Origin of the sequence: Paenibacillus sp. 37 (assembly GCF_008386395.1) — a bacterium.
GTDB lineage: Bacteria > Bacillota > Bacilli > Paenibacillales > Paenibacillaceae > Paenibacillus > Paenibacillus amylolyticus_B.
Genome location: NZ_CP043761.1, coordinates 3,703,482 through 3,726,935 on the forward strand (window position 1 = coordinate 3,703,482; position 23,454 = coordinate 3,726,935).

A 23,454-nucleotide genomic window follows, 5' to 3' on the forward strand; every position below is an offset into this window, starting at 1 on the left:
GAGACATCTCCTTATAGTTATTGGTGTCAAACTACTATAGATATCGTACAATACCATTATCCATCTGACTAACGAATAGATCGAATACCTGCTATTTCTAATTCAAATAACGAAAGGTGATGCAACGTGATTGATGCATTAGAAGGACGTTTCTTCCAAGCGTTTATTGCCTTATTGGAGGAAAAAAGTTTCAGTCGGGCTGCAGACCGTTTGGGTTATGTTCAATCTACGGTAACCACTCATATCCAGCAGTTAGAAAGAATTATCGGACAAAAATTGTTTCATCGATATCCGCGAGGAGTAGAACTCACGGAGGCAGGGCACGCATTTTCCAAATATGCTTATCAGTATGTTCATCTCGTCGAATGCCTTTCAGAACGCATGAAGGAGCTCGATCAGCCAAGCGGAACCATCCGTATCAGAACACAAGAATCTTTTTTTCTTACTCGGATGCTGCCCTTTGTCCAGGAATACACCAAAAATGCTCCAGCTGTGAATCTGCGTATAGAACAGGGAACGTATCAAGATATCCTGAAAGGTGTGCTGGACTATGAGCTGGATTTTGGTATTGTTCCTCAGAATCCGAATCGTCAGGATATTCTTTTTTACCCTCTATTAGACGAGACGATCGTGTTTGCAGCATCTGAGGATATTGCTCGGAAAGTGCGCGATTCGGGAGGCCAGATTCTACAGGACCAACAGTTTATCAGTAACGGCACATCATGCTTGTATCATACGTCTGCCGTAGATGTTTTGAAAAATATCGGGATTCGGGTAAAAGATGCGCTGGAACTGCCGAGTTTGGAAATGATAAAACAATATGTAAGCTGTGGAAAAGGTTTTGCTCTAATTCCTGAAATAGCGATTCAAAATGAATTAAAGAAAGGTACACTACAAATTCTTCCCTTTGACTCTAAAATGAGTTTTATACATGGTCTAATCGTACACAAAAATCGTGAGCTTAATTTCACAGCAAAACAATTTCAATCTGAGCTCTTGTCTTCATTCGTATCAGACTGATCGTTAAAATTATTCTCTAATCTCACCATGAGCAGGACTTGCCAGGTCATGTTTCCGCGGAGTTCGACCTGCATATCTTCTCTTCCATAGTAATATCGAGCCATGGAAGATAGCCGTATAATCTCCCTTAACTACGAAGAAGGAGTTGGGAAAATCATGAAAAATACAAAACGTAAACGCATCAAATTGGGAGATCTATATGCCATACCTCTGTCTAATGGTAATTATGCATTTGGAAGAAGATTTAAAGATGCAAGTATAGCCATTTATAATTGCATTGGTAGCACCATGGAGGATACACCACAGCAAGAGGATTATCAATTTATTGTCGGGATATATGATGATGCCTTAAAATCAGGTGATTGGCCTGTCGTAGAAAACCGACCTTTTGAAGATGAAGAAGAGGCTTGACCGCCTCCTGCGTGTATAATTGATCAACTGACAGGAAGAATATCCGACATAGTACAAGGGAAAGATTGAACGTTCTGAGCCAGAAGAATGCCAGGGATTAGAAATTGCAGCTGTGTGGGACGCTCAACATATTGTGGATAGGATAATGGGAGATCACACATTGCATAAGGATTCCTTTATATAATAAGTTAAAAGAGTAGAAAAAATAAAAAAAGAGGTCATGACGATGGATACTCTCAACTGGATTCAAAGCTGGTATTATGAAAACTGTGACGGTGATTGGGAACATTCATACGGTATGCGAATTGATACGGTGGATAATCCTGGTTGGTCTGTCGAAATCGACTTGACGGATACATATTTAGAAGATGTACCATTTGATTCGATTGAAGAAGAGAGAAATGAAGAAGATTGGTTCTACTGTATCGTAAGAGATGGCGTGTTTCATAGTGCAGGGGGAGCAAAAAATTTGGAAGAGATGCTTAATTGCTTTAAAAATTGGGCTTCAAGTTTGGATAGAAGTTAATAATGCACTAACCATCGGGAGTAATTTAAGGAGAGAACCATATGTATCTAAAAGAATTCGATATAGACTTACCGTATATTGTAGATGATGAAAATATTGAATCTATAATGACAAAACAAAAATGTGAGTACAACGAAGCAACAAAATTAGATTATGCATTAAATTGGAAATGGAAAAGACGCTCTTTTAGTTTGGAAACCCGCTGTATTACAGCGATGTATGAACGGCTGTTGGGGAAATACAAAACGAAAGATTGTTGGAAAGTCCTAATAGAATGTGTAGAAAACATTACGGATGAACGTATTGTTAACCATTCTGGTGTGTGTTCGGTACCAATCCAATTTAGTTTGAATGACTTTAGTGAAAAAAATGAGTTGGAGAAAAAAAAGACTACGCTTCGACTGCTAATGGAAGGCATAGAGAAACTGGTTCTTTGTAATAATTGGGATATTGATCCGTTTAGGGAGATAGCTTTGCAAATCGAGGAGTTAGAGTATGTAAATGAATGGACTTGGAAAAAAGACGTAAAGAGCCCTAATAAGAAGTACATTGCTAAAGTCATATGTCATCATAACGTAGAAAGTATGAATATATTCCTATCTATTTTACAACCTGATGGCACGCAAGTACTTTTAGAGAAGGTCATATCAGAACAACCAGATGAATTTGCCTATGCTGAACATCTAGGGGAGCTTACATGGGTATCTGATTTCGAAGTTGCTTTAATTAATAAAACAGGCACTGAAAAATTTTCTGTAACCCTAGAACATTAATTATTTGGCTGCTAGAAAACATTGTCCAGCTGGTGTCATGGTCTCTTTTATTATTAGGCATGTATTTATCTTGAGAATTACATTTCTCTCGTATAAATGACATGCCCGTTTTTATTTATGCTGTAAATCCCCTTGTGATTTTGCGTCCCATTGGTGTCTGGGCGAAGCCCTGAGTAATCAGGAGCATCTGCTCCATCTGCAACTGGCCTGTTATCTTCGGCAGACATATCTTTCGATGCCCAGATGACTAGCTTATTCACGAGATCAAGAATCAAACGTCTTACCCACATAATGAAAAGAGTGAATATGCGTTTTGGTGAGTTCAATCACGTTTTTGATAAATGCCTCACGTGATTCACGATATCCGCTTAATATCCAATTGTTCAACAGTCCAAAAAAACCGTAAGCGGTGTAGTACTTGAAATAGTCCATGTTGACTGGGTAATTGTTGATCGTCTCAAAGACAAATTGCTCCTGATAGATTTTGAGTATGGTTTGTGGAAAGCCTGTATGTAGACCAGGTAACGTATCATCGTATTGAATCAGTTCGAAGAAGTCACGGTGTTCGTAGATATAATCCACGATTTGAAAAGATTCGGCATCCAGCTTGTTTGTTGAAACCTTTTGGCCGTGCCAATAGGGTTTACCTACTGCACCCCTCAATCCTTCGAGTGTCATAGTCAACAACTCTTCGGCGAGTATATATTTATCCTGGTAGTGTAAATAAAACGTGCTGCGATTATAACCCGCCTGATCAACGATGTCTTTGACAGAAACACCATGGAATCCTTTTTTCTTAATAAGCTGAATCAGAGCGGTTTTTAGGTGCTCCTTGGTTCGATTACGATGTTGAGCTGTCACAGTAAGTTCATTATTCATTCAAAAAAACTCCTATAAATATAGACATATTTTTATGAAGTGTCTACGAGGTAGACACTTGGTCATATCTTAATGATTGGAATGTTACAATTTTAAGCATAGAATTAGTTTTGTAAACATCATATAGCACTATTTATATAGGCGCTATTCAAAATATTATACTGGGGGATTTATTCATGGGCAAACTTCAAGATAAAGTTGCAGTCATCACAGGAGGAGCATCCGGAATTGGTGCAGCGACAGCTCGCTTATTCGTTTCCGAAGGAGCTAAAGTGGTCTTGGTGGATCTGAATGAAGAAAAAGGTAAGGCGTTTGAGCAGGAACTAAATGCGCTTAAAGCAGAGGCTCTCTTTATTAAAGCAAACATAACAAGTGAAGAAGAGGTTTCTGAGATTTTCAAACAAACCGTAGAAGCATTTGGTCAAGTGGATATCGTATTCAACAATGCGGGAATCGGACGTGTTCATCCGACGCATGAGCTTGATTATGCCGAATGGCGCAATACAGTCAATGTTGATCTGGACGGCGTATTCTTGGTCGCTCGTGAATCGATCCGCGAAATGCTGAAAATCGGCGGAGGCACAATCGTCAACACGGCATCCATGTACGGATGGGTTGGTTCGCCTGGTTCAGCAGCTTACAATGCAGCTAAAGGTGGCGTTGTGAATCTGACTCGTTCCCTCGCGCTGGAGTATGCTGAGCAGAATATTCGAGTGAACTCCCTTTGTCCAGGTTTCATCGATACACCGATTATTCCGGAAGAGAGCAAGCAAGCACTTTCTGCGGCAACGCCAATGAAACGTCTGGGTCAAGCAGAAGAGATGGCGAAAGCCGTTCTGTTCCTAGCTAGTGACGATTCTTCATATATGACAGGAAATAGCCTGATCATAGACGGAGGATACACCGCTCAATAAGTTCAGCAATTCCGAAGCACACAAAGAACATAGTTCCATTAAAAGTCGCTATTCTAGCGGCTTTTTTTATTGTATTGGTATAAGAGCAGTTCCCAATCCAAGGACAACTAGCAAACAGCTATTCATAATAGATAGCCTCGTAAGGAAACTCCAACTTATTCATGCGATATTCTTTGGGTGACATGGACATATATTGCCGAAAAACTTTGCCGAAATAGCTGGGGCTCTCAAAGCCGCATTGTTGACCGATTTGGGAAATCGGGAGTTCCGTTGTGCGGAGAAGTCGAACTGCCACCTCAATGCGTCTGTCTTTGAGATAGGCTAGCGGTGATGTTTTCTCGGATTTCTGAAATAACCTGCACAAGTAGTGTTTATTGATATCGCAATGGCTGGCTAGAAGATCCAACGTCAATGGAGATGCATAATTCTCTCGGATGAACTTTTTACATTTCTCAATCGTTGTTATGGAAAGGGCACCGATATCCCTCTCTGCATCCCGACTCGTCTGCACCAAGATGAGTAACCAACGATAGATTTGCATAGACAACCGATATTTGTCGGTGACTTTCTCTTGATGAATCAAATGGATAATTTGCCATAACTCTTGAATCAAGGGAGAGTCCGCGTTTCGTCGAATGACATGTCCCTCATTATCATGAATCATATCCCAAATTCGGTTGGCTTCATCCCCGCGAATGTTGATCCATATAAATTCCCATGGTTCATTGTTCTCTTGTTTGTAGTAATAGCAATGTTCTCCGGAGATTTTAACAAGTAGGGCATGTCCCTTTGGTAAAGGAATCGTTTGATTTTCAATATCCAGATAACCCTGACCATTAAGTGTGTATTGAAAAACGACGTGCCCCGGGTCCGGTCTATCATCACTTGGACAACGATACTCTTCGCTAGAAACGATCTGCCATCCAATAGAGTCCAGTGTCATGATTGATGTATCGTCATTACGAAAAGCATAAGAAACCGTATGAACCATCGTTTCGTCTCCTTCCTAAAAAAGTCAATTATCTTATATAATACGTCACATTTTTTAGATTGTCTGTCTTTTTTTAGACCTGTAAGATAAATGTAAGCGGTAACATAAAAAGGAGGTGGCTGTAAATTGTGTTCATATGACAACAAGCTGGGCAGGATCGAACTGATGATTCTACAAATGAATTTTTAGATAAGGAGGAGTTAATCGAATGATCCGAAGAACTGTTTCCATCCAGAAATCGATGTTTGTATCTTTTTTAGCACTCCTTATGGTTATTTCACTGGCTGTCCCTCCGGCGCCGATACGCGCAGAGTCATCAAGCAGCCTGCCGGGTCGCCAAGCAGAGTATCTTAACCGGGGATTGGTTGCGGTTCTTGTAGACAACGGCGTTTTTCTGAGCTGGAGGTATTTAAACAACGATCCAGATGATATCGCTTTTAATATATATAAAAATGGAACCAAAGTGAACGCATCGCCCATAAGCGATGTGACGAACTATGTGGACACCACTGGTTTCGATAGCTCGCAATATCAGATCTCGACCGTTATTGCAGGCAAAGAGCAAATGCAACCGGAGGTTGTATCGGTCTGGCATAACGATTATCTGCCTATTCCGCTCGATAAACCGGCCGATGGCCGGACCAAGGATGGTGGAACCTACTCCTATTATGCAGGAGATGCTTCCGTAGCTGACTTGGACGGGGATGGCGAATATGAAATTGTTTTCCTGTGGAGTCCGAGCAATTCCAAGGACAATTCGCAGGCCGGTTATACGGGCAATGTCTATATCGATGCCATCAAACTGGACGGCACCAAGCTGTGGAGAATTGACCTGGGAGTCAACATCCGGGCCGGAGCGCATTATACGCAGTTAATGGTGTATGACCTCGATGGCAACGGAAAGGCCGAGGTTGTTGTCAAGACGGCGGACGGCACAAAGGATGGCCAAGGCACGGTCATCGGTGACGGCACGAAGGATTATCGCAACGATGGCGGATACATACTGTCAGGACCGGAATATCTGACGCTGTTTAACGGTGAGACTGGCGCGGCTGTATCCACTGTGAATTATGATCCGCCAAGAGGCAACGTCAACGATTGGGGTGACGGCTATGGCAACCGTGTAGATCGGTTCCTTGGCGCGATTGCTTATCTGGACGGTACGAAGCCAAGTGTCGTGATGAGCCGGGGTTATTATACCCGTACAGTGCTTGTTGCTTATGATTATGTTGGCGGGAAACTCGTCAAACGCTGGACGTTCGACACAAACGAAGTAGGTTCACAATATCAATCACAGGGCAACCATAATCTAAGTGTGCTGGATGTTGACCAGGATGGCAAGGACGAAATTATGTTTGGCGCTTTGGCCATTGATGATGACGGCAGCTTGCTGTACAGCACCGGACTCGGCCACGGTGACGCCATGCACGCTGGCCAGCTCAATCCGAACCGGGAGGGCTATCAGGTCGTAAGCGTGCACGAGCATTCGGATGCAGCATACGGACTGGAGATGCGCAATGCGGCAACAGGTGAAATCCTCTGGGGTGAGAAAACAGGTTTTGACACCGGTCGCGGGATGTCGGCGGACATTGATCCGAACTATCCAGGTTACGAATCATGGGCCACGACCGTTACCAACGGGCAAAGTGTACCTGTAACCAATACCTATTCAGCAGCAGGAGAGGCTATCTACACTGTGGACGAAGGGCCCAAAACCGCCAACTTTGCCATCTGGTGGGATGGAGATCTTCAGCGGGAGCTGTTGGACCATGAGTGGGATAATAGCACAGCCAAAGGAATTCCGCTCATCTATAAGTGGGATTACCAAAACAAAAAGCTGAATGAAATCTTCCGGGCAACTGGTACGTTAACGAACAACCATACCAAAGGCAATCCGGCACTTCAGGCGGACATTCTGGGCGACTGGCGTGAGGAGCTTCTGCTGCGGAGCGAAGATAGTTCGGAGTATCGTCTCTACACAACGACCATTTCTTCAGACTATCGCATCCCTACGCTGATGCAGGACCCTGTGTATCGACTTGGCATAGCCTGGCAAAATGTAGCCTACAACCAGCCGCCTCATACCGGCTTTTATCTTGGAGCGGAAGCTACAGCATTCCCTAAAGCTGATCTGGCGCTGACTCGCGAAGCAGAAATGCCGGAGCAGGTTTACCGTTTTAATTTTGGCACAGAGACTGCGTCAGGAAGTACGAACATACAGGATACGCTCTACGCACAAGATCCGGGATACGGCTTCAAGGATACAAATGGTGTTACGGTAGGGGCAAAACAGGTTTCGGTCCCGGCGGGCACGACATTTGCCGTTGATCTGCCCAATGCGAACTATAAGGTGACGCTGCGATTGGGCAATGATACCAATGATTCGAACGTGGGGGTCAAATCCGAATTCGTTCAGAAGCTCGCCATAACAAATGTGACCGCTGGAACACCACTGGAGTATTCCTATGATGTTGCATTGGTGGATGGACAGCTTGATCTGCTCTTCGCTGGTACAGCCATAGACATCCAGGATGTCATCATCGAAAAATATCCAGAGAAAGCGGCTGGTGCGGCAACAACGATCTATATGGCTGGTGATTCAACCATGCAATCTTACAGTGAAGCGCAGGCTCCTCAAGAAGGATGGGGCCAGCAGTTCGGACGTTATTTCTCCAATGGGGCAGTCGTCGTGAACGATGCGATCGGTGGTCGAAGCAGTAAATCCTTTATGGTAGACGGTCGTCTCGATACGATCCTGCAGCGAATTAAGCCGGGGGACTTCTTCTTCATTTCCTTTGGTCATAACGACGCCAGTGCAGGGATACCGGACCGATACGCATCACCGGAGGACTATAAAATTTATTTGGCTCGTTATGTAAACGGTGCCAAACAGCGGGGCGCTACACCGGTATTGCTGACTCCGGTTGGACGCAGAGATTTTAATACAGTGACTCAAGAATTCAACGTTAGCTTCCCGGCATATGTTCAGGCTGCCAAAGAAGGAGCTGAAGAGCAGGACGTGCCACTGATTGATCTGAGCAAGTTGAGTATTGCTTACTACGACAAAATTGGTAACACAGCTACGGAAAAAGTGTTCTTATATGCTAATCCGGGTGAATATCCAAAATACCCAAATGGTATCAACGATAATACGCATTTCAGCAGCTATGGTGCACAGAAAATTGCCGGACTCGTTGCTGGTGCAGTCAAAGACATGGAGCTGAGCATTTCATCACTGGTCATTGACCCGGATATTTCCGAGCCAGAGCCAGAGCCGGAAGCCCAGCTATATGAGGAGAATTTTGAAGGTGATGCTGCGGGCTACCAATATGCGATGGTCAATGCCACGGGTATTGCAGGGACCATGACGGGAACCGTTGTTGAACAGTCTGGAAATAAAGTACTGTCCGTAGCGGGTTCCGGATCGGGCAATCGGGCCAAAGTATTCCGTCTGTTCGATGCCGTAAACGGCGATCAGGTGAACGTGAACTTTGACTGGCAATCCGGTAATGTGAGTGCCTATCCTTCAGAAGGTCACCTCACAATACAGGATTCTAACGAAAATGCACTGTTCACGCTGTATACCAAAACCGGAAGCACCAAAATTCATTATTTTGTCGGTGCATATAACCCAGACTACGGCACAGGGGATACAGCTATACCCGAAGGGGGAACGGCTACAGATATTTCCAAGAACCAGTGGGTCAATGTGGATGCAACCGTTAATTTTGCCGAGAAAACATTGGATCTGACATTAACGAACCTAGCCGATCCGACAGTTACCCAAACGATTGCAGATATCTCGCTGAGTTCCGCCGCATATGCGGACAACGTCAGATCCATGCGGTTCCTGGGAACGAGAAAAGGCGGTGGAGGCACGTTGAACTGGACTACCCAGATCGACAACGTACGAATTGAAGGCACTCAGCTCTCTTCAGAGAGTGGCGATCAGACGGCCTTGATAGCTCTGTACGATGAGATCAAAGCACTGAATCTGTCGGATTATACGGATGCATCGAAGGCCGTGGTGAACCGGGCTTTGGCAGCTGCGGAAGCCATATTCAATACGGAAGCCACGCAGTCTCAAGTTGACCATACGTTTAACATGTTAACTGTGGCGAAGGATTCATTGACAAGTGAACCAAGCGAAGAGATAAGTGAATACAAATTTGACTTTGGTTCTGGCGACGCAGCCGACGGATACATCAAGGTAGATGCCAAAAGAGCGTACATTGAAGGCAATGGGTACGGCTTTGCTGATACTGCGCTGACCAAAGATGAGAACCGGGAAACCGGAGATTTGCTCAAGGAAGATTTCACACGAGTAAATGGTACCTCTTTCCTGGCGGAAATGGAGCCGGCCAATTATCGGGTAACGATGACCATCGGGGATACGGAGGAATCAACTAGCGCAAATGTTGTTGTGGAGCAAATGACCAAGTTGCCGCTCACAACCGTTGCCAAGGGCGAATTCAAAGAAATTACGTACGACATTGCCCTGATTGATGGGGTATTTAACTTCAACTTCACCGGAAATGCACCGAAGATCAATGCGCTGAAGCTGGAGCGTCTGCCAGATCACAGTGCAAGCGATAAACCTGTTATTTATTTGGCCAGCGATTCCACTGTGGCCAATTATGCGGAGAACTACCGTCCGCAAGCAGGTTGGGGCGAAACGTTGGGTGGATATTTTGATGCAAATGAAGTCAGTATTGATAACCGGGCAATTGGAGGATTGAGCAGCAAGACCTTCCTGGTCGGTGGATATCTCAACGATATTTTACTCGACATTCAAGAAGGCGATTATCTGTTCATGCAGTGGTCTCATAACGATTCCACACCTTCACGTCCAGAGCGTTATCTTACGCCTGAGCAGTTTAAGGTATATCTAAAAGAATACATTAACGGTGCTCTGCAGAGAGGTGCGATTCCAGTTCTGGTCACGCCAGTGAATCGTCGTGATTTTACCGGCGAAGTGCTGAACAAGAGCTTCCCGGAATACGTACAGGCGATGAAAGAAACAGCGCAGGAGACGGAAACACTCATCATTGATCTGAACCAAGCCAGTTGGGAGCATTTCCAGGAGCTTGGCACAGAAGGAACCAAATCGATATTCATGTGGGTAGGTACAACCGAGGACAATACACATTTGCAAATGAACGGTGCAATCAAGGTTTCTGAACTCGTGGCACGTCTTGTGAAGGAATTGAATATACCTTTATCTGATTTTGTTACGTTGGAAGGGGAATCTCCGGAGCAGAAGGCCCCGCATACTACGGCAACTGTGGAAGGAGAATCGCAGAACGACTGGTATACTTCTCCGGCACAAGTAACCTTCACAGCAAGCGATGAAGATTCCGATCTCGAAGGGACCTATTATCAAATCAATGGGGGCGAAACGGTTAGTGGCACACAGTTGACTCTAACTGAAGAAGGTACACATACCATTATCTACTGGAGTGTCGATGTTGACGGTAATAAAGAGAGCGAACAGTCTTTATCCATATCCATTGATCTTATACCTCCAACCATTGAAATTCATGGTCAAGCTGAATACACCATTGATCAGCATGTGGAAATTGGTTATACAGCTTCCGATTCGGTATCCGGTGTGAAAGAACCGGAGGGTGTGCTTCTCGACACTCCTGCGTATACACTGGAACCCGGCCTGAACCAGGTGACGGCAACGGTCTCCGATTTGGCTGGCTGGGAACAGACGGTAGAATATCGTTTTGGCGTTATTGCTACATTCGACAGCCTGATTAATCTGACCAACGCCTTTGCTGATGAATCGATCGATCCTAATGCTGGTGTTCTTGCTGATCAGCTCACAAACACGTTACAGCAGGCCAAACAGGCAGCAAACGATCGTGAAGGAGCAAAAGCGCGTCAATTGCTTGCATCCTACGGTAATGACGTTCAATTAGCTAGAGGAACCGTATTTACGGATGAGCAGGCAAGTGTACTGATTAAGTGGGAGGAATGGCTCCATCAGACAACGCCACTAGCAAACGGTGCCCCTGGCACTCCGGTGTTATCTGATAATAATGGTTACGACACGGGGCTCAAAGACGGAGACTATACAATCACGATGAATCTGTGGTGGGGGAATAACGGCAATCAGTTCAAGCTGTATGAGAATGGTGAATTGATTAAAGAAATTTCTCTGGTCGATCAATCTCCATCCGCCCAATCTGTTCAAGTTGATATTACTGGAAAGAAAAATGGCACCTATATCTATACTGGAGAATTGATTAATGCACTGGGTTCAACCATGAGTGTTCCACTGACAGTCATCGTCACGGATGCTTCTCCGGGGCAAGCCGTTCTGTCGAACGACAACTGGGACGGTGACGGCAACTATAATGTCACCATGAATCTGTGGTGGGGAACAAACGCAACCGAATACGAACTTTACGAAAATGGTGTATTGATTGACACACAACCGCTGCAATCTCATTCGCCTGGTGCACAGTCTGCGGTTACCTCTATCTCTGGAAGAGCACTTGGAATCTACGAGTATGAAGCTGTACTTCGTAATTCTTCAGGGGAAACCAGATCACACAAATTAAATGTGACGGTACGAGAGTAGACTGAAATGTTTGAGGCATTCCATTATCCACAATGAATTAAAGTAGGTTAGGTTTATAAAAAAGTGCTATTCCTCATCCATTTGAGGAGTAGCACTTTTTACTTATTTTGCGATAAAATTGTAAAGAGAGTCCATTTTGAGGGAAGAAGGTGTACTTTGAGCAGCAAAATCCATGAATTTATGATTTGGGCTGAGTCAAACGGTTGGATAATAACTCAGAAATCGAATTATCATTTAGATTTAGATGTCAGTTTCATAACTAGATACAAAGTTATTCCGGAAGAATATTTAGATTTTTTACGTGTGATGGAACAATGCATTACCCCTGATGAAAAGACATGGTTCCTTTGTGAGAGTGAATACAAAAATAGTTCAGATGCTGATTTTCAATGGAATGAATTTGAACTGCTCAGCTTGGAAGCAACAAACGGAGACGATCAATGGAGATCAGAAATAACGACATGGTGGAATCATTATCTACCAATCATGATTTCTGTTAACGGTGTCTATTCCTTCTATGCTATTGACTTATCCAATGAAATAGGAGCGATTGTATATGGAGAAGAACCAGAATTTGAAGAAATTAAAAAAGTGGCTAATCATCTGAATGAGTTTATGGAACTCATTATGTCGAATTCAATAACACTTTATTGAGCAAATTTCGATCTCTTTTAGAGAACTTCATCTATTAATCTCTTAGATGTTACCCTCCTCTATGAAAGCGTTTGACTTATTTGAATATCAATCTATAATGATGAAAGGAAATTGGACTTGGACGAGGGCTATGGAAAAATCGATAATCGGCATAGCTCTATGTATATCCACAGCAAGCTTCCATATCAGGAGGCTTGCTGTTTCATTTTCAGAAGGAGAATAAGTCAGAATGACACTTAAAAAAAGAATCTTTTTATTGTTCTTTCTCAGTGCGTTTATCCCTTTTATCAGCATATTTGTAATCTCTTATTATACTATTGACTCCATCTTCGCCAACAAAATTGATGATGGCATCCGTAGCAATTTACAGCAGGTCACGTCCTCATTGGAGAATTCAATCACCAATATGAATCACGTTACCCAGCAATTGTCCTACAGAGGAACTTTGGGCAAAAGCATGGATGAATTCTTGAATCCGTCCTCTGATATCTTCGAATTAATTGAGGCCAGGGACGAATTAAAGAGCGAGTTAAGTGTGGTCACATTTACCAATCCCAACATCGGACTGACGTTATATTACTTTGAAAAAGAAGGTACTACTCAGTTCGGAAACTTTCCAATTAAGGATCGTTTCTCTCCTGAGTCTCTGCCTGTGCTCTTCCAAACCTATGGCATTAAGTACTATGGCCCCCATATGAGTATGAACCGATTTGATGATCAACTTGTTCTGTCTGCTATGCGTAAAGTACAACTTTCCGAGAGGAACGACGTGTTCATTTACGTAGAATCAGGCTTTCGCCTCACACAGGATATCTTGGGCTACAATCAATACAATGGCGCATTATCTCATCTCATCCTGGATGGTGAAGGCAACATTGTGTACAGCGAAATACCGGAAGCCATGAAGGTAGGGGAGAATTTCTCCAGCTTGACAGTAGATCCTGCCAAGGACGGGATATCCCGGGGGTATCACTGGTTCAAGGAGGATTCCTCACAGAAATGGAGTGTCGTATCGGTCATTTCGCAGTCTCAATATCAACAGGAGAAAAACCAGTGGTTGCTTCAAATTTTGCTGGTCGCTTTATTTTTTCTCGGATTTACCGTGTTTCTCGCTTGGCTCCTGTGGAAGATGGTCTACAAACCACTCGGTCTGTTCCATTCGGAGATCAATGGGATGTCCAAAAATCCACAAACGAAAGGGAACCGAGCTCGCACTCAGATTCCTGAATTTGATTTTCTGCTCGGTGAATTTTCGAATATGCAGCATCAGATTGGTGACCTCTTCAAGGAAGTTCAGCAGAAAGAGAAGATACGTGCAGACCTGGAAGTGGAAAAACTGCTCTATCAGATCAACCCGCACTTTCTGATGAATACGCTCGATACGGTGCACTGGTTGGCCGTCATGAACGGACAAGGAGAGATCGACAAGCTGGTGCAGTCATTAAACAAGTTACTGTATTACAATTTGGGCAAATTAGGGCAAGTCTCCACGATGGAAGAGGAGATTGATGCGTTAAGACAGTATCTGATTTTGCAGCAAATTCGCTATGATTTTGAATTTGACGTCCGTATTACTGCAGATGAACAAGTGCTTCAAATTCCTGTGCCCCGCTTCATTCTGCAACCGCTGGTTGAAAATTCGTTATATCATGGATTGAGTGACGAAGGTTTTATTCAGATTGAAGTAACATGCACTTCAACGTTGAACATTATGATACAAGATAATGGTGCAGGTATGACTGAGGAAACCATTCATAATCTGCTGAACAATCGTGAAGCTGAACAACAAAAAGTAGGAATGGGCATCGGACTCAATTACGTTCACCGCATGTTGAAAGCACAGTACGGGGATCAAGCACAACTGGTGATTGAGAGTGAATTGGGAACAGGGACAAGCATCCTGCTCGTTTTGCCTATTAAAGGAGAAGATATCTCGGCATGATTAAGGTATTAATTGTAGATGATGATAAGTTGGTGCGCAAAGGCATTAGCTCTGCGATGCCATGGAAAGAGTTCAGCATGGAGGTTGTAGGAGAGGCGAGTAACGGGGCGAAAGCACTGGATTTCCTGAAAACCCAACCGGTCGATCTGATGCTGACGGATCTTGCGATGCCCGTTATGTCAGGGATTGAACTGATGCGAGCTGCGAGGCAGCTCTATCCGGAACTTCACATCGTTGTGTTAACACTGCATCAGGATTTCGATTATATCCAGGAAGCACTCAGACTCGGAGCCATTGACTATATAGCCAAAGTCCAGCTGGAGAAAGAGCAATTTGAACATGTTCTGCAACGGATACATACCCGAATCAACGGGTTGACAAACACGATCAGAAAGATGCCTTCGCAGAATGAAATCAATGTCCATTATCAACATGTGTATGCACTTGTTTCACAGGATCGAAAATCAGAGCATAAGTGGCCAATGGAGATAACTGCGCATGAAGATGAGGTAAGGTGGGAGGTTGAGCGGAATAGCTGCATGTGGGCTGTTCACCCGTCGAAAGAGGATCAACTATTTCATCAATTGAAGGAATCGCTGCATCAAGTTCCCCATGGTACGTTGTTGGTTTTGTCTGATGTACAAGAGCGCACATGGTCACAGATCAAAAACTGGATTATGAATTATACAGATACGTCTTTATTCTATGCGTACAACCCCAATAACCAAGTCATTACCGTTTCGATGAATGAGGACAACACATGTTTAAAAGAACCGCAGGATGAAGAGATGGATCGGATTAAGCAAAGTTGGTTCCAGACACCATGGACCCACCACGACAGTTACTACAATCAACTCATTGACCAGTTTATATCATTACGATTACATAAAGGTCAGTTGATGGGATTGCTGTACTCGATCGTTATGGAATGGAACCACCTTTTTGCCCAAACTACGCTTGGAAGAATCGCCATGATACATTCTTTCGAGTCCTGGTACGAGGTTGAAGCATGGATCAAGCAGACAGCTGCAAGCATTCAAAAAGCAGATGAACAGACTTCGTATTCGCAGGAAATCATCGATGCCGTTAAGAAAGCGGTGATGATCGTGCAAAATGATTTGGAGCATCCCTATACAGCTTCAGGTCTGTCGCAACAACTTAACATCAGCCGAAGTTATTTCAGTCAATGTTTCAAAGATCTGATGGGCAAAACCTTTAATGAGTACTCCCGATTTATCCGGGTAGAGAAGTCCAAAGAATATTTGCTCAATACGAATAATACGATTTTCTGGATTGCGGAGCGAGTGGGGTATACGGATGAAAAGTATTTCAGCCGCATTTTCCGCGAACTGACCGGTCTTCTGCCAAGCGAATATCGGCAGCTGGGTAGGGGAAATAAATAGCCGACAGCTCCTGTTTTAGGAGCTGCCGGCTTTTGTTTTTGATTAAGAGTAAGGGTGGTTAGACGAATGTAGATCCGTAGGTAGGGTAAATGCTCACAAGTTAACCATACTTCATAATGCGGACTGAAAAACTGTAATCATTTCTCTATCCAAACGGACGTGTAATCCCTATCACGATGGGGCTTCACTCCATTTTATAATGAAAGCGCAAACAAATATTAAATATCAGAAAAAGGGGAATCGAACTAGATGAGAACAAAATGGTCCATGAAAAGCAAACGGTTGACGAAACGTCTGGCCGTGCTGTCCATGTCTGCCTTAATGGTTGCTGCCCTAGCGGCATGTGGAGATTCTTCCACTCCTCCTACTGCAGAAGAAGCAGGCAAATATGAGGTAACGCCGGGAGATCCGTTCAGTGCCTATAAAGACGAAATTACCGTTACCATGGGACGGGTAACCACAGCCAACCCGAAACTGCCGAGTGGTGATACCTATGAGAACAACGCGTATACAAGGCTGGTCAAAGACACGTTTAACGCACAGATTTCAGATCAATTTGAAGCCAATGGCGAAGATTATAGCCGTCAGGTTTCGCTCGCCATCGCGTCCGGGGAATTGCCAGACATGATGCGTGTTGATTCCAAAGATGAATTGAAAGAGCTGGTGGATAACGATCTGATTGAGGATCTGACAACCATATATGATCAATATGCTACGGATAATATCAAGCAGATATACGATTCCTATGATGGCCGTGCATTAGAAAATGCAACGATTGATGGACGTCTGATGGGACTTCCGGCGACTTCTCTGGATTCCGCACCCACGATGGTTTGGGTTCGTCAGGACTGGTTGGATCTGTTGGGGATACAACTTGATGCAGACGGAGACGGTGCCATCTCGCTCGATGAAGTAGAGAAAACGGCACAGGAATTCCTGGAAAGAGACCCTGGCCAATCGGGGAACCCGGTAGGTATTCCATTTGTGAATACGATGAATACAACAGATTATAATGGTTCTGCATATACGATGCTGGGTGTGGCCTCAACCGAGAGAGCCTTCCCGCAATATTGGATGAATGGTGAAGACGGCAAAATCGTGTATGGTTCCACGACAGAAGCAACGAAGAAGATGCTGGGTATCATGGCGGATTGGTTCAAGAATGGTATCATCGACCCGCAATTTGGAACCCGCACGTTTGACGATATTACGGCACTCTACGCCAATGGCCAAAGCGGTATTGCTTTTGGACCGTGGCATATCCCTGACTGGGGACTGATCAGTGCAAAACAGATGGATAAAAATGCGAAATTCTCGGCTTATACGCTGGAGGATGCAAACGGCAAAGTAAACGTAGCGCATGCCAATCCATCCAATCAGTTTATCGTGGTGAGAAAGGGATACGAACACCCTGAACTGGCCGTTAAGATTCTTAACCTGTTCTACGATAAATTGGCCAATGATAAAGATGCCGCAACAACCATGCCAGAAGCTGCCAAATATCAGGAGACCGGGGTAGACGGATCTACGAGACCTTTTAATATCGAAGTCAATTCGGCTACATCGCTGCTGGATGATTACTCTGACGTTGTTCGTGGGATCAAAGGTGAGATTGGCCTGGATGAGGTTCGAACAACCGAATCGAAAAACAATATCGGCAGCATCAAAACTTATTTGAGCGACATGGATACGGATGATGTGACTGCTTGGTCCAAATATCATTCACGGATCAACGGAGTGGGGCTGATCGACAAACTGACACAGGAAAACAAATTCGTATGGATGACACCTGCTTTCTCCGGCACTACACCAAGCATGAAACAGACGTGGGCCAATCTGACGAAGTTGGAGCAGGAATCGTTTATCAAAATTATAACGGGTTCAGAACCTTTGGATTACTTCGATACATTCGTGAATAACTGGAAAAAACAAGGCGGTGATCAAGTCATTCAGGAAATTGAAGATGAGATCGCATCCAAACAATAATATCCATGCACAGTAGCAGGGCTGCGATAAGCAGCCTTTCTTCAAGGAAAGGGGTTCATCCATGAAACAGGGGAAATTGAAAGCGAGAGGCCGGCTTGGCCCAGGTGCCATGTACCATATGATGATGCTACCAGGCATTTTGTTTTTGCTGGTATTCAGCTATGTTCCAATGGTCGGTATCATTACGGCTTTTCAGGACTATATACCGGCCAAAGGCATGTTTGGCTCTGAATTTGTAGGGCTGAAACATTTCACTTATATGTTCAAGCTGCCGGATATCGCGCAGGTCGTCAGCAATACGTTGGTGATAGCGATTGGCAAGATTTTGCTTGGAACGATGATGGCCATCATTTTTTCCGTTTTGTTAAATGAAATTCGTGTCAAATACGTTAAAAAATCCGTGCAGACGATCGTTTATCTGCCGCACTTTCTATCCTGGGTTGTACTGGCATCGGTCGTTGTCAACATGTTCAGTCTGGATGGCATTGTGAATCAAATGTTGGCGTTTTTTGGCCTCGAAAATATTAATTTCCTTGGCAGTAACACCTGGTTCCAGCCACTGATTATAGGAACTGATGTATGGAAAGAATTTGGTTACAGTTCCATCGTCTATCTGGCTGCCATTACGTCCATTGATCCCGGTCTGTATGAAGCGGCAGGAATGGATGGAGCCAGTTGGTGGAGAAAAGTATGGCATATTACATTGCCAGGCATGCTGCCTATTATTCTGCTCATGGGCGTAATGAGTCTGACCAACATTTTGAGCGCCGGTTTCGACCAAGTCTATAATCTGTATAACCCGGTTGTCTATGAGTCAGGCGACATTCTGGATACCTATGTCTATCGGATCGGTCTCGTTGGACGACAGTATAGCTTCGGTACAGCTGTTGGTTTGTTCAAGTCCGTAATCGGCATTGTTTTGCTCTTGTCTGCCAACCAGTTGGCCAAAAAATATACGGATCGAAAAATATTCTAAGGAGGCCAAACCTGTGTCCTATTCTGCAAACTTCAAAGATCGAATTGGCCGGTTTGTCATCTATGCCATCGTCATCATGCTGGCATTGGTCTGCCTTCTTCCGTTATGGAATATCGTTGCCATTTCATTCAGCAGCAGCGAGGCGGTATCCGCAAATGCAGTAGGTCTCGTTCCAGTCAATTTTACAACAGCAGCGTACACCAAAATTATTGATGATGCACAGTTCTGGCGTTCCTTTGGCATATCTGTTCTACGTGTCGCGCTTACCCTTGTGCTTAACATGGTTTTGATTATTTTAATGGCTTATCCGCTATCCAAATCGAAGAGGGATTTCAAAGGCAGAAACATTTATATGAATATCATGATTTTTGCCATGTTGTTTAGCGGAGGCATGATTCCGAGTTACCTGCTGATCAAAAACCTGGACATGCTGAATACGATATGGGCACTCGTTCTGCCAGGTGCTGTCCCCATATTCAGTGTCATCCTCGTGATGAATTTCTTCTCCGCTGTACCTAAGGCGCTTGAAGAAGCAGCGTTCATCGATGGAGCAAATCCCATTCAGGTCTTGTTCAAAGTGTATGTCCCTGTGTCCATTCCTGCGCTGGCGACAGTCGCCTTATTCAGTATCGTGGGTACATGGAATGACTTCTTCAGTGGTTTGATCTATATGACCAAAGTTAGCAATTACCCGCTAATGACCTATATTCAGTCCCTTAACGTGAATATTGCCGATTTGCTTCAAGCAGGCACCAATTCCAGTGAACTCAGCAACCTGACTGAAATTTCGAACAAAAACCTGAACGCAGCCAAAATCGTGGTCGCTGTTATCCCGCTTTTGCTGATTTATCCGTTACTGCAAAAATACTTTGTGACTGGCATTGTCGTCGGATCGGTCAAAGAATAACGTTAAGGAGGTTTAATGAACATGGAAAATAAAAAATGGTGGAAAGAAACCGTTGTGTATCAAATATATCCACGGAGCTTTCAAGATAGCAACGGAGATGGCATCGGCGACTTGAAGGGCATTGTGTCCCGATTGGATTATTTGCAGCAACTCGGCATTGGTGCGATCTGGTTATCACCCGTTTGCAAGTCTCCTCAAGATGATTACGGATATGATATTTCAGATTATCAGGACATTGATCCGATGTTTGGGTCTTTAGAAGATATGGAAACGTTAATTCTTGAAGCCAAGAAACGAAATATTCGGATCATCATGGATCTGGTGTTGAACCATACATCGGATGAACATCCCTGGTTTCAAGAAGCCAAAAAAGGCAAAGACAATCCGTACCATGACTACTACGTCTGGAGAGATGGTGTTGAAGGAACACCTCCGAACGACTTGGGGTCCACCTTTGGTGGTTCAGCTTGGGAATGGGTGCCTGAAATCGGGCAATATTATTTGCATCTATTTTCCGTAAAACAGCCAGATCTCAACTGGGAAAACCCGAAAGTCCGACAGGAAATATACAACATGATCAATTGGTGGATCGACAAGGGTGTGGGTGGTTTTCGACTTGACGTGATCGACTTAATCGGTAAAGAGCCAGATGCAAAGATTACGGGAAATGGACCTAATCTGCATCAATATATCAGGGAACTGAGCAAGGAGACGTTTCAAAAAGCGGAAGACCTACTAACGGTTGGAGAAACATGGGGCGCCACTCCGGAAATCGCCAAGCTGTACAGCAATCCAGACGGTAGTGAGTTTTCAATGGTCTTCCAATTTGAACACATCAGTTTGGATGAACAAGAAGGCAAAGGAAAGTGGGATCTTAAACCTTTGGATGTGATGGCATTAAAAAAAGTGCTGTCCAAGTGGCAGACGGAGCTCAAGGGTGATGCTTGGAACAGTCTGTTCTGGAACAACCACGATTTGCCACGTATCGTATCACGTTGGGGAAATGATGGAGAATTCAGAGTTGAATCGGCTAAAATGTTGGCTACCCTTCTTCATGGCATGCAAGGTACGCCTTACATATATCAAGGTGAAGAGTTGGGTATGACGAATGTTCAATATTCGATCGAGGATTATCGGGATATTGAATTGCTCAACTTTTATAAGGAAAGAATGGGGAAAGGTTATCCTGAAAGCAACGTGATGGAGTCGATCTACGCCAAGGGACGTGATAATGCACGCACACCTATGCAATGGGATACTTCCGATAACGCGGGTTTTACACAAGGGGAACCTTGGATTAAGGTGAATCCAAATTATAAGCAGATCCATGCCGAGGAAAGTTTGAATAACCCTGAATCCATATTTCATTATTACCGGAAGTTAATCCAATTACGAAAAGATCATGAAGTCATCGTATATGGTGATTATCAGCTGATCTTTCCAGAGAACCCAGACGTGTTTGCATATACCCGAACGCTGAATGGTACGACAATTCTTGTGGTATGCAATTTCCAGGGATATACGACCGAACTTCCGCTTCAGGAGCAATTAACAGGGTCCTATCAGCTTTTGATAGCTAACTATACAGGTGAACTATCGGAGAGCGAATTACGTCCATACGAAGCTAGAATGTACCTTATCCATGATTAAAGCATAATACGTTATATAATGTTCAGTTCTCAAGAAAGAAGGATTGTATTCAATGAAAAGAGTATGGTGGAAAGAAGCAGTAGCTTATCAAATCTATCCGAGAAGTTTTATGGATTCCAACGGAGATGGGGTTGGTGACATCAAGGGGATCATATCCAAACTGGATTACATTCAAGATCTCGGTATTGATCTGATATGGATCTGTCCGATGTATAAGTCACCTAACGATGATAATGGTTATGACATCAGTGATTACTGTTCCATTATGGATGAATTCGGCACGATGGCGGACTTTGATCAATTACTGTATGAAGTGCATCACCGTGGCATGAAACTCATTATGGACTTGGTAATCAATCATACAAGTGACGAACACCCGTGGTTTATTGAATCCAGAGCTTCACTGGATAATCCCAAACGAGATTGGTACATCTGGAGAGATGGGAAGAATGGGGACGAACCGAACAACTGGGAGAGCATCTTTGGCGGTTCTGCTTGGGAATATGATAAAGTCTCCGGACAGTACTATCTCCATCTGTTCTCCAAAAAACAACCGGATTTGAATTGGGCAAACAAAGATGTTCGTAAATCAATATATGAAATGATGAATTGGTGGCTGGATAAAGGGATTGATGGTTTCCGTGTTGATGCAATCAGCCATATTCACAAAGAAGAGGGCCTCTTGGACATGCCTGTTAAAGAAGGCGTCAAGTACATCTCCTCTTTTGAAAAGCATATGAATGTCAAAGGAATTCAGAGTTATCTGCAAGAAATGAAAGAGAATACATTGTCCAGATATGACGTGGTGACTATTGGGGAAGCAAATGGAGTTAAGGTAGAGGACCAAGAAGATCTGCTGGATTGGATCTGTGAAGTCAGAGGTAAATTTAATATGGTTTTCCAATTCGAACATCTTGACCTTTGGAAAAACAGCACGGACAGAGAACTGGATATCCTCAAATTGAAAAACGTCTTGACCAAGTGGCAGAAATCCCTGGAAAACGTCGGTTGGAATGCTTTGTTTATTGAAAATCATGATCAGCCCCGCAAAGTTTCATCTTGGGGAAATGACAGTGCTTATTGGTATGAAAGTGCCACTGCGCTTGGTGCCATGTACTTTTTCATGCAAGGTACGCCTTTCATATATCAAGGGCAAGAAATAGGCATGACCAACGTGGCTTACCCATCTATAGAAGATTATAACGACATCGCTGATCGGAATATGTATCAGATCAAACGCGAAGAGGGGATGTCGCATGAGGAGATCATGAACATCATCTGGGCTTCAAGTCGCGATAATTCCAGAACGCCGATGCAGTGGTCTTCGTCCAAACAGGCCGGGTTTACCACCGGTACGCCATGGTTAAAAGTGAATAAAAACTACGTCAATATTAATGTAGAGAAACAACTTCAGGAACCACGTTCTATTCTTCAATTTTATAAACAAATGATTCAGCTGCGAAAAAAACACGATACGTTGACTTATGGTATTTATGAGCTTCTTTTGCCGGATCATCCGAGTGTATATGCATATACACGTACACTGGCAGACGAACAGGTGCTGGTAGTAATCAATCTTACTGAACACATGGTGGAGCTTGAGGAAAATGAGCTTGGCCTCAACTTTTCAGAGATCTGGCTTACCAACTATGAGAATGGCATGCTGCCACTGGTGTTGCGACCGTTCGAAACAATCGTTGGTTTCAGTGATAATGTATAAGCAGGAAACGTAATAAAGCGTCTATATCATGGTCTGAATGATATAGACGCTTTTTATTGTTGTTTGGCAGGAGTATCAAAATTCACCAATAAACCGTTACATTTGTTAAC

The 23,454-nt window shown here is 43.9% G+C and carries 16 protein-coding genes; 14 read left to right on the forward strand and 2 right to left on the reverse strand.

Features of this window, described 5'->3' with window-relative positions; genetic code table 11:
- Positions 1–126: 126 nt before the first annotated feature.
- The 4 genes from F0220_RS15880 (at position 127) to F0220_RS15895 (ending at position 2,730) form a co-directional block, all read left to right on the forward strand.
- Entirely contained in the window at positions 127–1,020 is an 894-nt protein-coding gene (locus F0220_RS15880; RefSeq protein WP_105598847.1) for a LysR family transcriptional regulator, read from the forward strand.
- A 156-nt stretch (positions 1,021–1,176) separates the two neighbouring features.
- A complete protein-coding gene (locus tag F0220_RS32915) occupies positions 1,177–1,431 on the forward strand; it encodes an Imm26 family immunity protein (RefSeq protein ID WP_210108222.1) in 255 nt (84 codons plus the stop codon).
- A gap of 226 nt (positions 1,432–1,657) precedes the next feature.
- A complete protein-coding gene (locus tag F0220_RS15890) occupies positions 1,658–1,957 on the forward strand; it encodes an immunity 53 family protein (RefSeq protein WP_105598848.1) in 300 nt (99 codons plus the stop codon).
- A gap of 41 nt (positions 1,958–1,998) precedes the next feature.
- The gene (locus F0220_RS15895) at positions 1,999–2,730 is read left to right on the forward strand and encodes a hypothetical protein (protein WP_105598849.1); all 732 of its coding nucleotides are present in this window, start codon (positions 1,999–2,001) and stop codon (positions 2,728–2,730) included.
- A 264-nt stretch (positions 2,731–2,994) separates the two neighbouring features.
- Here F0220_RS15895 and F0220_RS15905 read toward each other — a convergent pair whose 3' ends face one another.
- Complete coding sequence (locus F0220_RS15905) at positions 2,995–3,609, reverse strand: TetR/AcrR family transcriptional regulator (RefSeq protein WP_105598851.1); 615 nt, start codon at positions 3,607–3,609, stop codon at positions 2,995–2,997.
- Positions 3,610–3,785: 176 nt separating this feature from the next.
- On the opposite strand from F0220_RS15905, the gene F0220_RS15910 reads away from it, so the two are divergent.
- A complete protein-coding gene (locus F0220_RS15910; protein WP_105598852.1) occupies positions 3,786–4,523 on the forward strand; it encodes an SDR family NAD(P)-dependent oxidoreductase in 738 nt (245 codons plus the stop codon).
- 118 nt (positions 4,524–4,641) lie between these two features.
- Here the strand turns inward: F0220_RS15910 and F0220_RS15915 are convergent, their stop codons facing one another.
- The gene (locus F0220_RS15915; protein ID WP_105598853.1) at positions 4,642–5,514 is read right to left on the reverse strand and encodes a helix-turn-helix transcriptional regulator; all 873 of its coding nucleotides are present in this window, start codon (positions 5,512–5,514) and stop codon (positions 4,642–4,644) included.
- 208 nt (positions 5,515–5,722) lie between these two features.
- Here F0220_RS15915 and F0220_RS15920 point away from each other — a divergent pair, with 208 nt between their 5' ends.
- The 9 genes from F0220_RS15920 (at position 5,723) to F0220_RS15960 (ending at position 23,344) form a co-directional block, all read left to right on the forward strand.
- Positions 5,723–12,106, forward strand: a complete 6,384-nt coding sequence (locus F0220_RS15920) for a rhamnogalacturonan lyase family protein (RefSeq protein WP_105598854.1) — start codon at positions 5,723–5,725, stop codon at positions 12,104–12,106.
- Between the two features lie 180 nt (positions 12,107–12,286).
- A complete protein-coding gene (locus F0220_RS15925; RefSeq protein WP_223199696.1) occupies positions 12,287–12,760 on the forward strand; it encodes an SMI1/KNR4 family protein in 474 nt (157 codons plus the stop codon).
- Positions 12,761–12,989: 229 nt separating this feature from the next.
- Positions 12,990–14,702, forward strand: a complete 1,713-nt coding sequence (locus F0220_RS15930; protein WP_105598856.1) for a sensor histidine kinase — start codon at positions 12,990–12,992, stop codon at positions 14,700–14,702.
- The gene (locus tag F0220_RS15935) at positions 14,699–16,105 is read left to right on the forward strand and encodes a response regulator (RefSeq protein WP_105598857.1); all 1,407 of its coding nucleotides are present in this window, start codon (positions 14,699–14,701) and stop codon (positions 16,103–16,105) included. The genes F0220_RS15930 and F0220_RS15935 overlap by 4 nt, the downstream gene beginning before the upstream one ends.
- A 249-nt stretch (positions 16,106–16,354) precedes the next feature.
- Positions 16,355–18,091, forward strand: coding sequence for an extracellular solute-binding protein (locus tag F0220_RS15940; RefSeq protein WP_091020976.1), 1,737 nt, complete (start codon positions 16,355–16,357; stop codon positions 18,089–18,091).
- Between the two features lie 61 nt (positions 18,092–18,152).
- On the forward strand, positions 18,153–19,067 hold the full coding sequence (locus tag F0220_RS15945; protein WP_091020977.1) for an ABC transporter permease: 915 nt from the start codon (positions 18,153–18,155) through the stop codon (positions 19,065–19,067).
- 13 nt (positions 19,068–19,080) lie between these two features.
- Complete coding sequence (locus F0220_RS15950) at positions 19,081–19,974, forward strand: carbohydrate ABC transporter permease (RefSeq protein WP_091020978.1); 894 nt, start codon at positions 19,081–19,083, stop codon at positions 19,972–19,974.
- Positions 19,975–19,995: 21 nt separating this feature from the next.
- The gene (locus tag F0220_RS15955; RefSeq protein WP_149846694.1) at positions 19,996–21,624 is read left to right on the forward strand and encodes a glycoside hydrolase family 13 protein; all 1,629 of its coding nucleotides are present in this window, start codon (positions 19,996–19,998) and stop codon (positions 21,622–21,624) included.
- 52 nt (positions 21,625–21,676) lie between these two features.
- Entirely contained in the window at positions 21,677–23,344 is a 1,668-nt protein-coding gene (locus F0220_RS15960) for a glycoside hydrolase family 13 protein (protein WP_149846695.1), read from the forward strand.
- Positions 23,345–23,454 lie beyond the last annotated feature (110 nt).

Bases quoted from the DNA above. Each gene is read 5' to 3' on its own strand.
- F0220_RS32915 (WP_210108222.1), top strand. From the start codon at position 1,177: ATGAAAAATACAAAACGTAAACGCATCAAATTGGGAGATCTATATGCC.
- F0220_RS15890 (WP_105598848.1), top strand. From the start codon at position 1,658: ATGGATACTCTCAACTGGATTCAAAGCTGGTATTATGAAAACTGTGAC.
- F0220_RS15895 (WP_105598849.1), top strand. From the start codon at position 1,999: ATGTATCTAAAAGAATTCGATATAGACTTACCGTATATTGTAGATGAT.
- F0220_RS15905 (WP_105598851.1), bottom strand. From the start codon at position 3,609: ATGAATAATGAACTTACTGTGACAGCTCAACATCGTAATCGAACCAAG.
- F0220_RS15910 (WP_105598852.1), top strand. From the start codon at position 3,786: ATGGGCAAACTTCAAGATAAAGTTGCAGTCATCACAGGAGGAGCATCC.
- F0220_RS15915 (WP_105598853.1), bottom strand. From the start codon at position 5,514: ATGGTTCATACGGTTTCTTATGCTTTTCGTAATGACGATACATCAATC.
- F0220_RS15920 (WP_105598854.1), top strand. From the start codon at position 5,723: ATGATCCGAAGAACTGTTTCCATCCAGAAATCGATGTTTGTATCTTTT.
- F0220_RS15925 (WP_223199696.1), top strand. From the start codon at position 12,287: ATGATTTGGGCTGAGTCAAACGGTTGGATAATAACTCAGAAATCGAAT.
- F0220_RS15930 (WP_105598856.1), top strand. From the start codon at position 12,990: ATGACACTTAAAAAAAGAATCTTTTTATTGTTCTTTCTCAGTGCGTTT.
- F0220_RS15935 (WP_105598857.1), top strand. From the start codon at position 14,699: ATGATTAAGGTATTAATTGTAGATGATGATAAGTTGGTGCGCAAAGGC.
- F0220_RS15940 (WP_091020976.1), top strand. From the start codon at position 16,355: ATGAGAACAAAATGGTCCATGAAAAGCAAACGGTTGACGAAACGTCTG.
- F0220_RS15945 (WP_091020977.1), top strand. From the start codon at position 18,153: ATGAAACAGGGGAAATTGAAAGCGAGAGGCCGGCTTGGCCCAGGTGCC.
- F0220_RS15955 (WP_149846694.1), top strand. From the start codon at position 19,996: ATGGAAAATAAAAAATGGTGGAAAGAAACCGTTGTGTATCAAATATAT.
- F0220_RS15960 (WP_149846695.1), top strand. From the start codon at position 21,677: ATGAAAAGAGTATGGTGGAAAGAAGCAGTAGCTTATCAAATCTATCCG.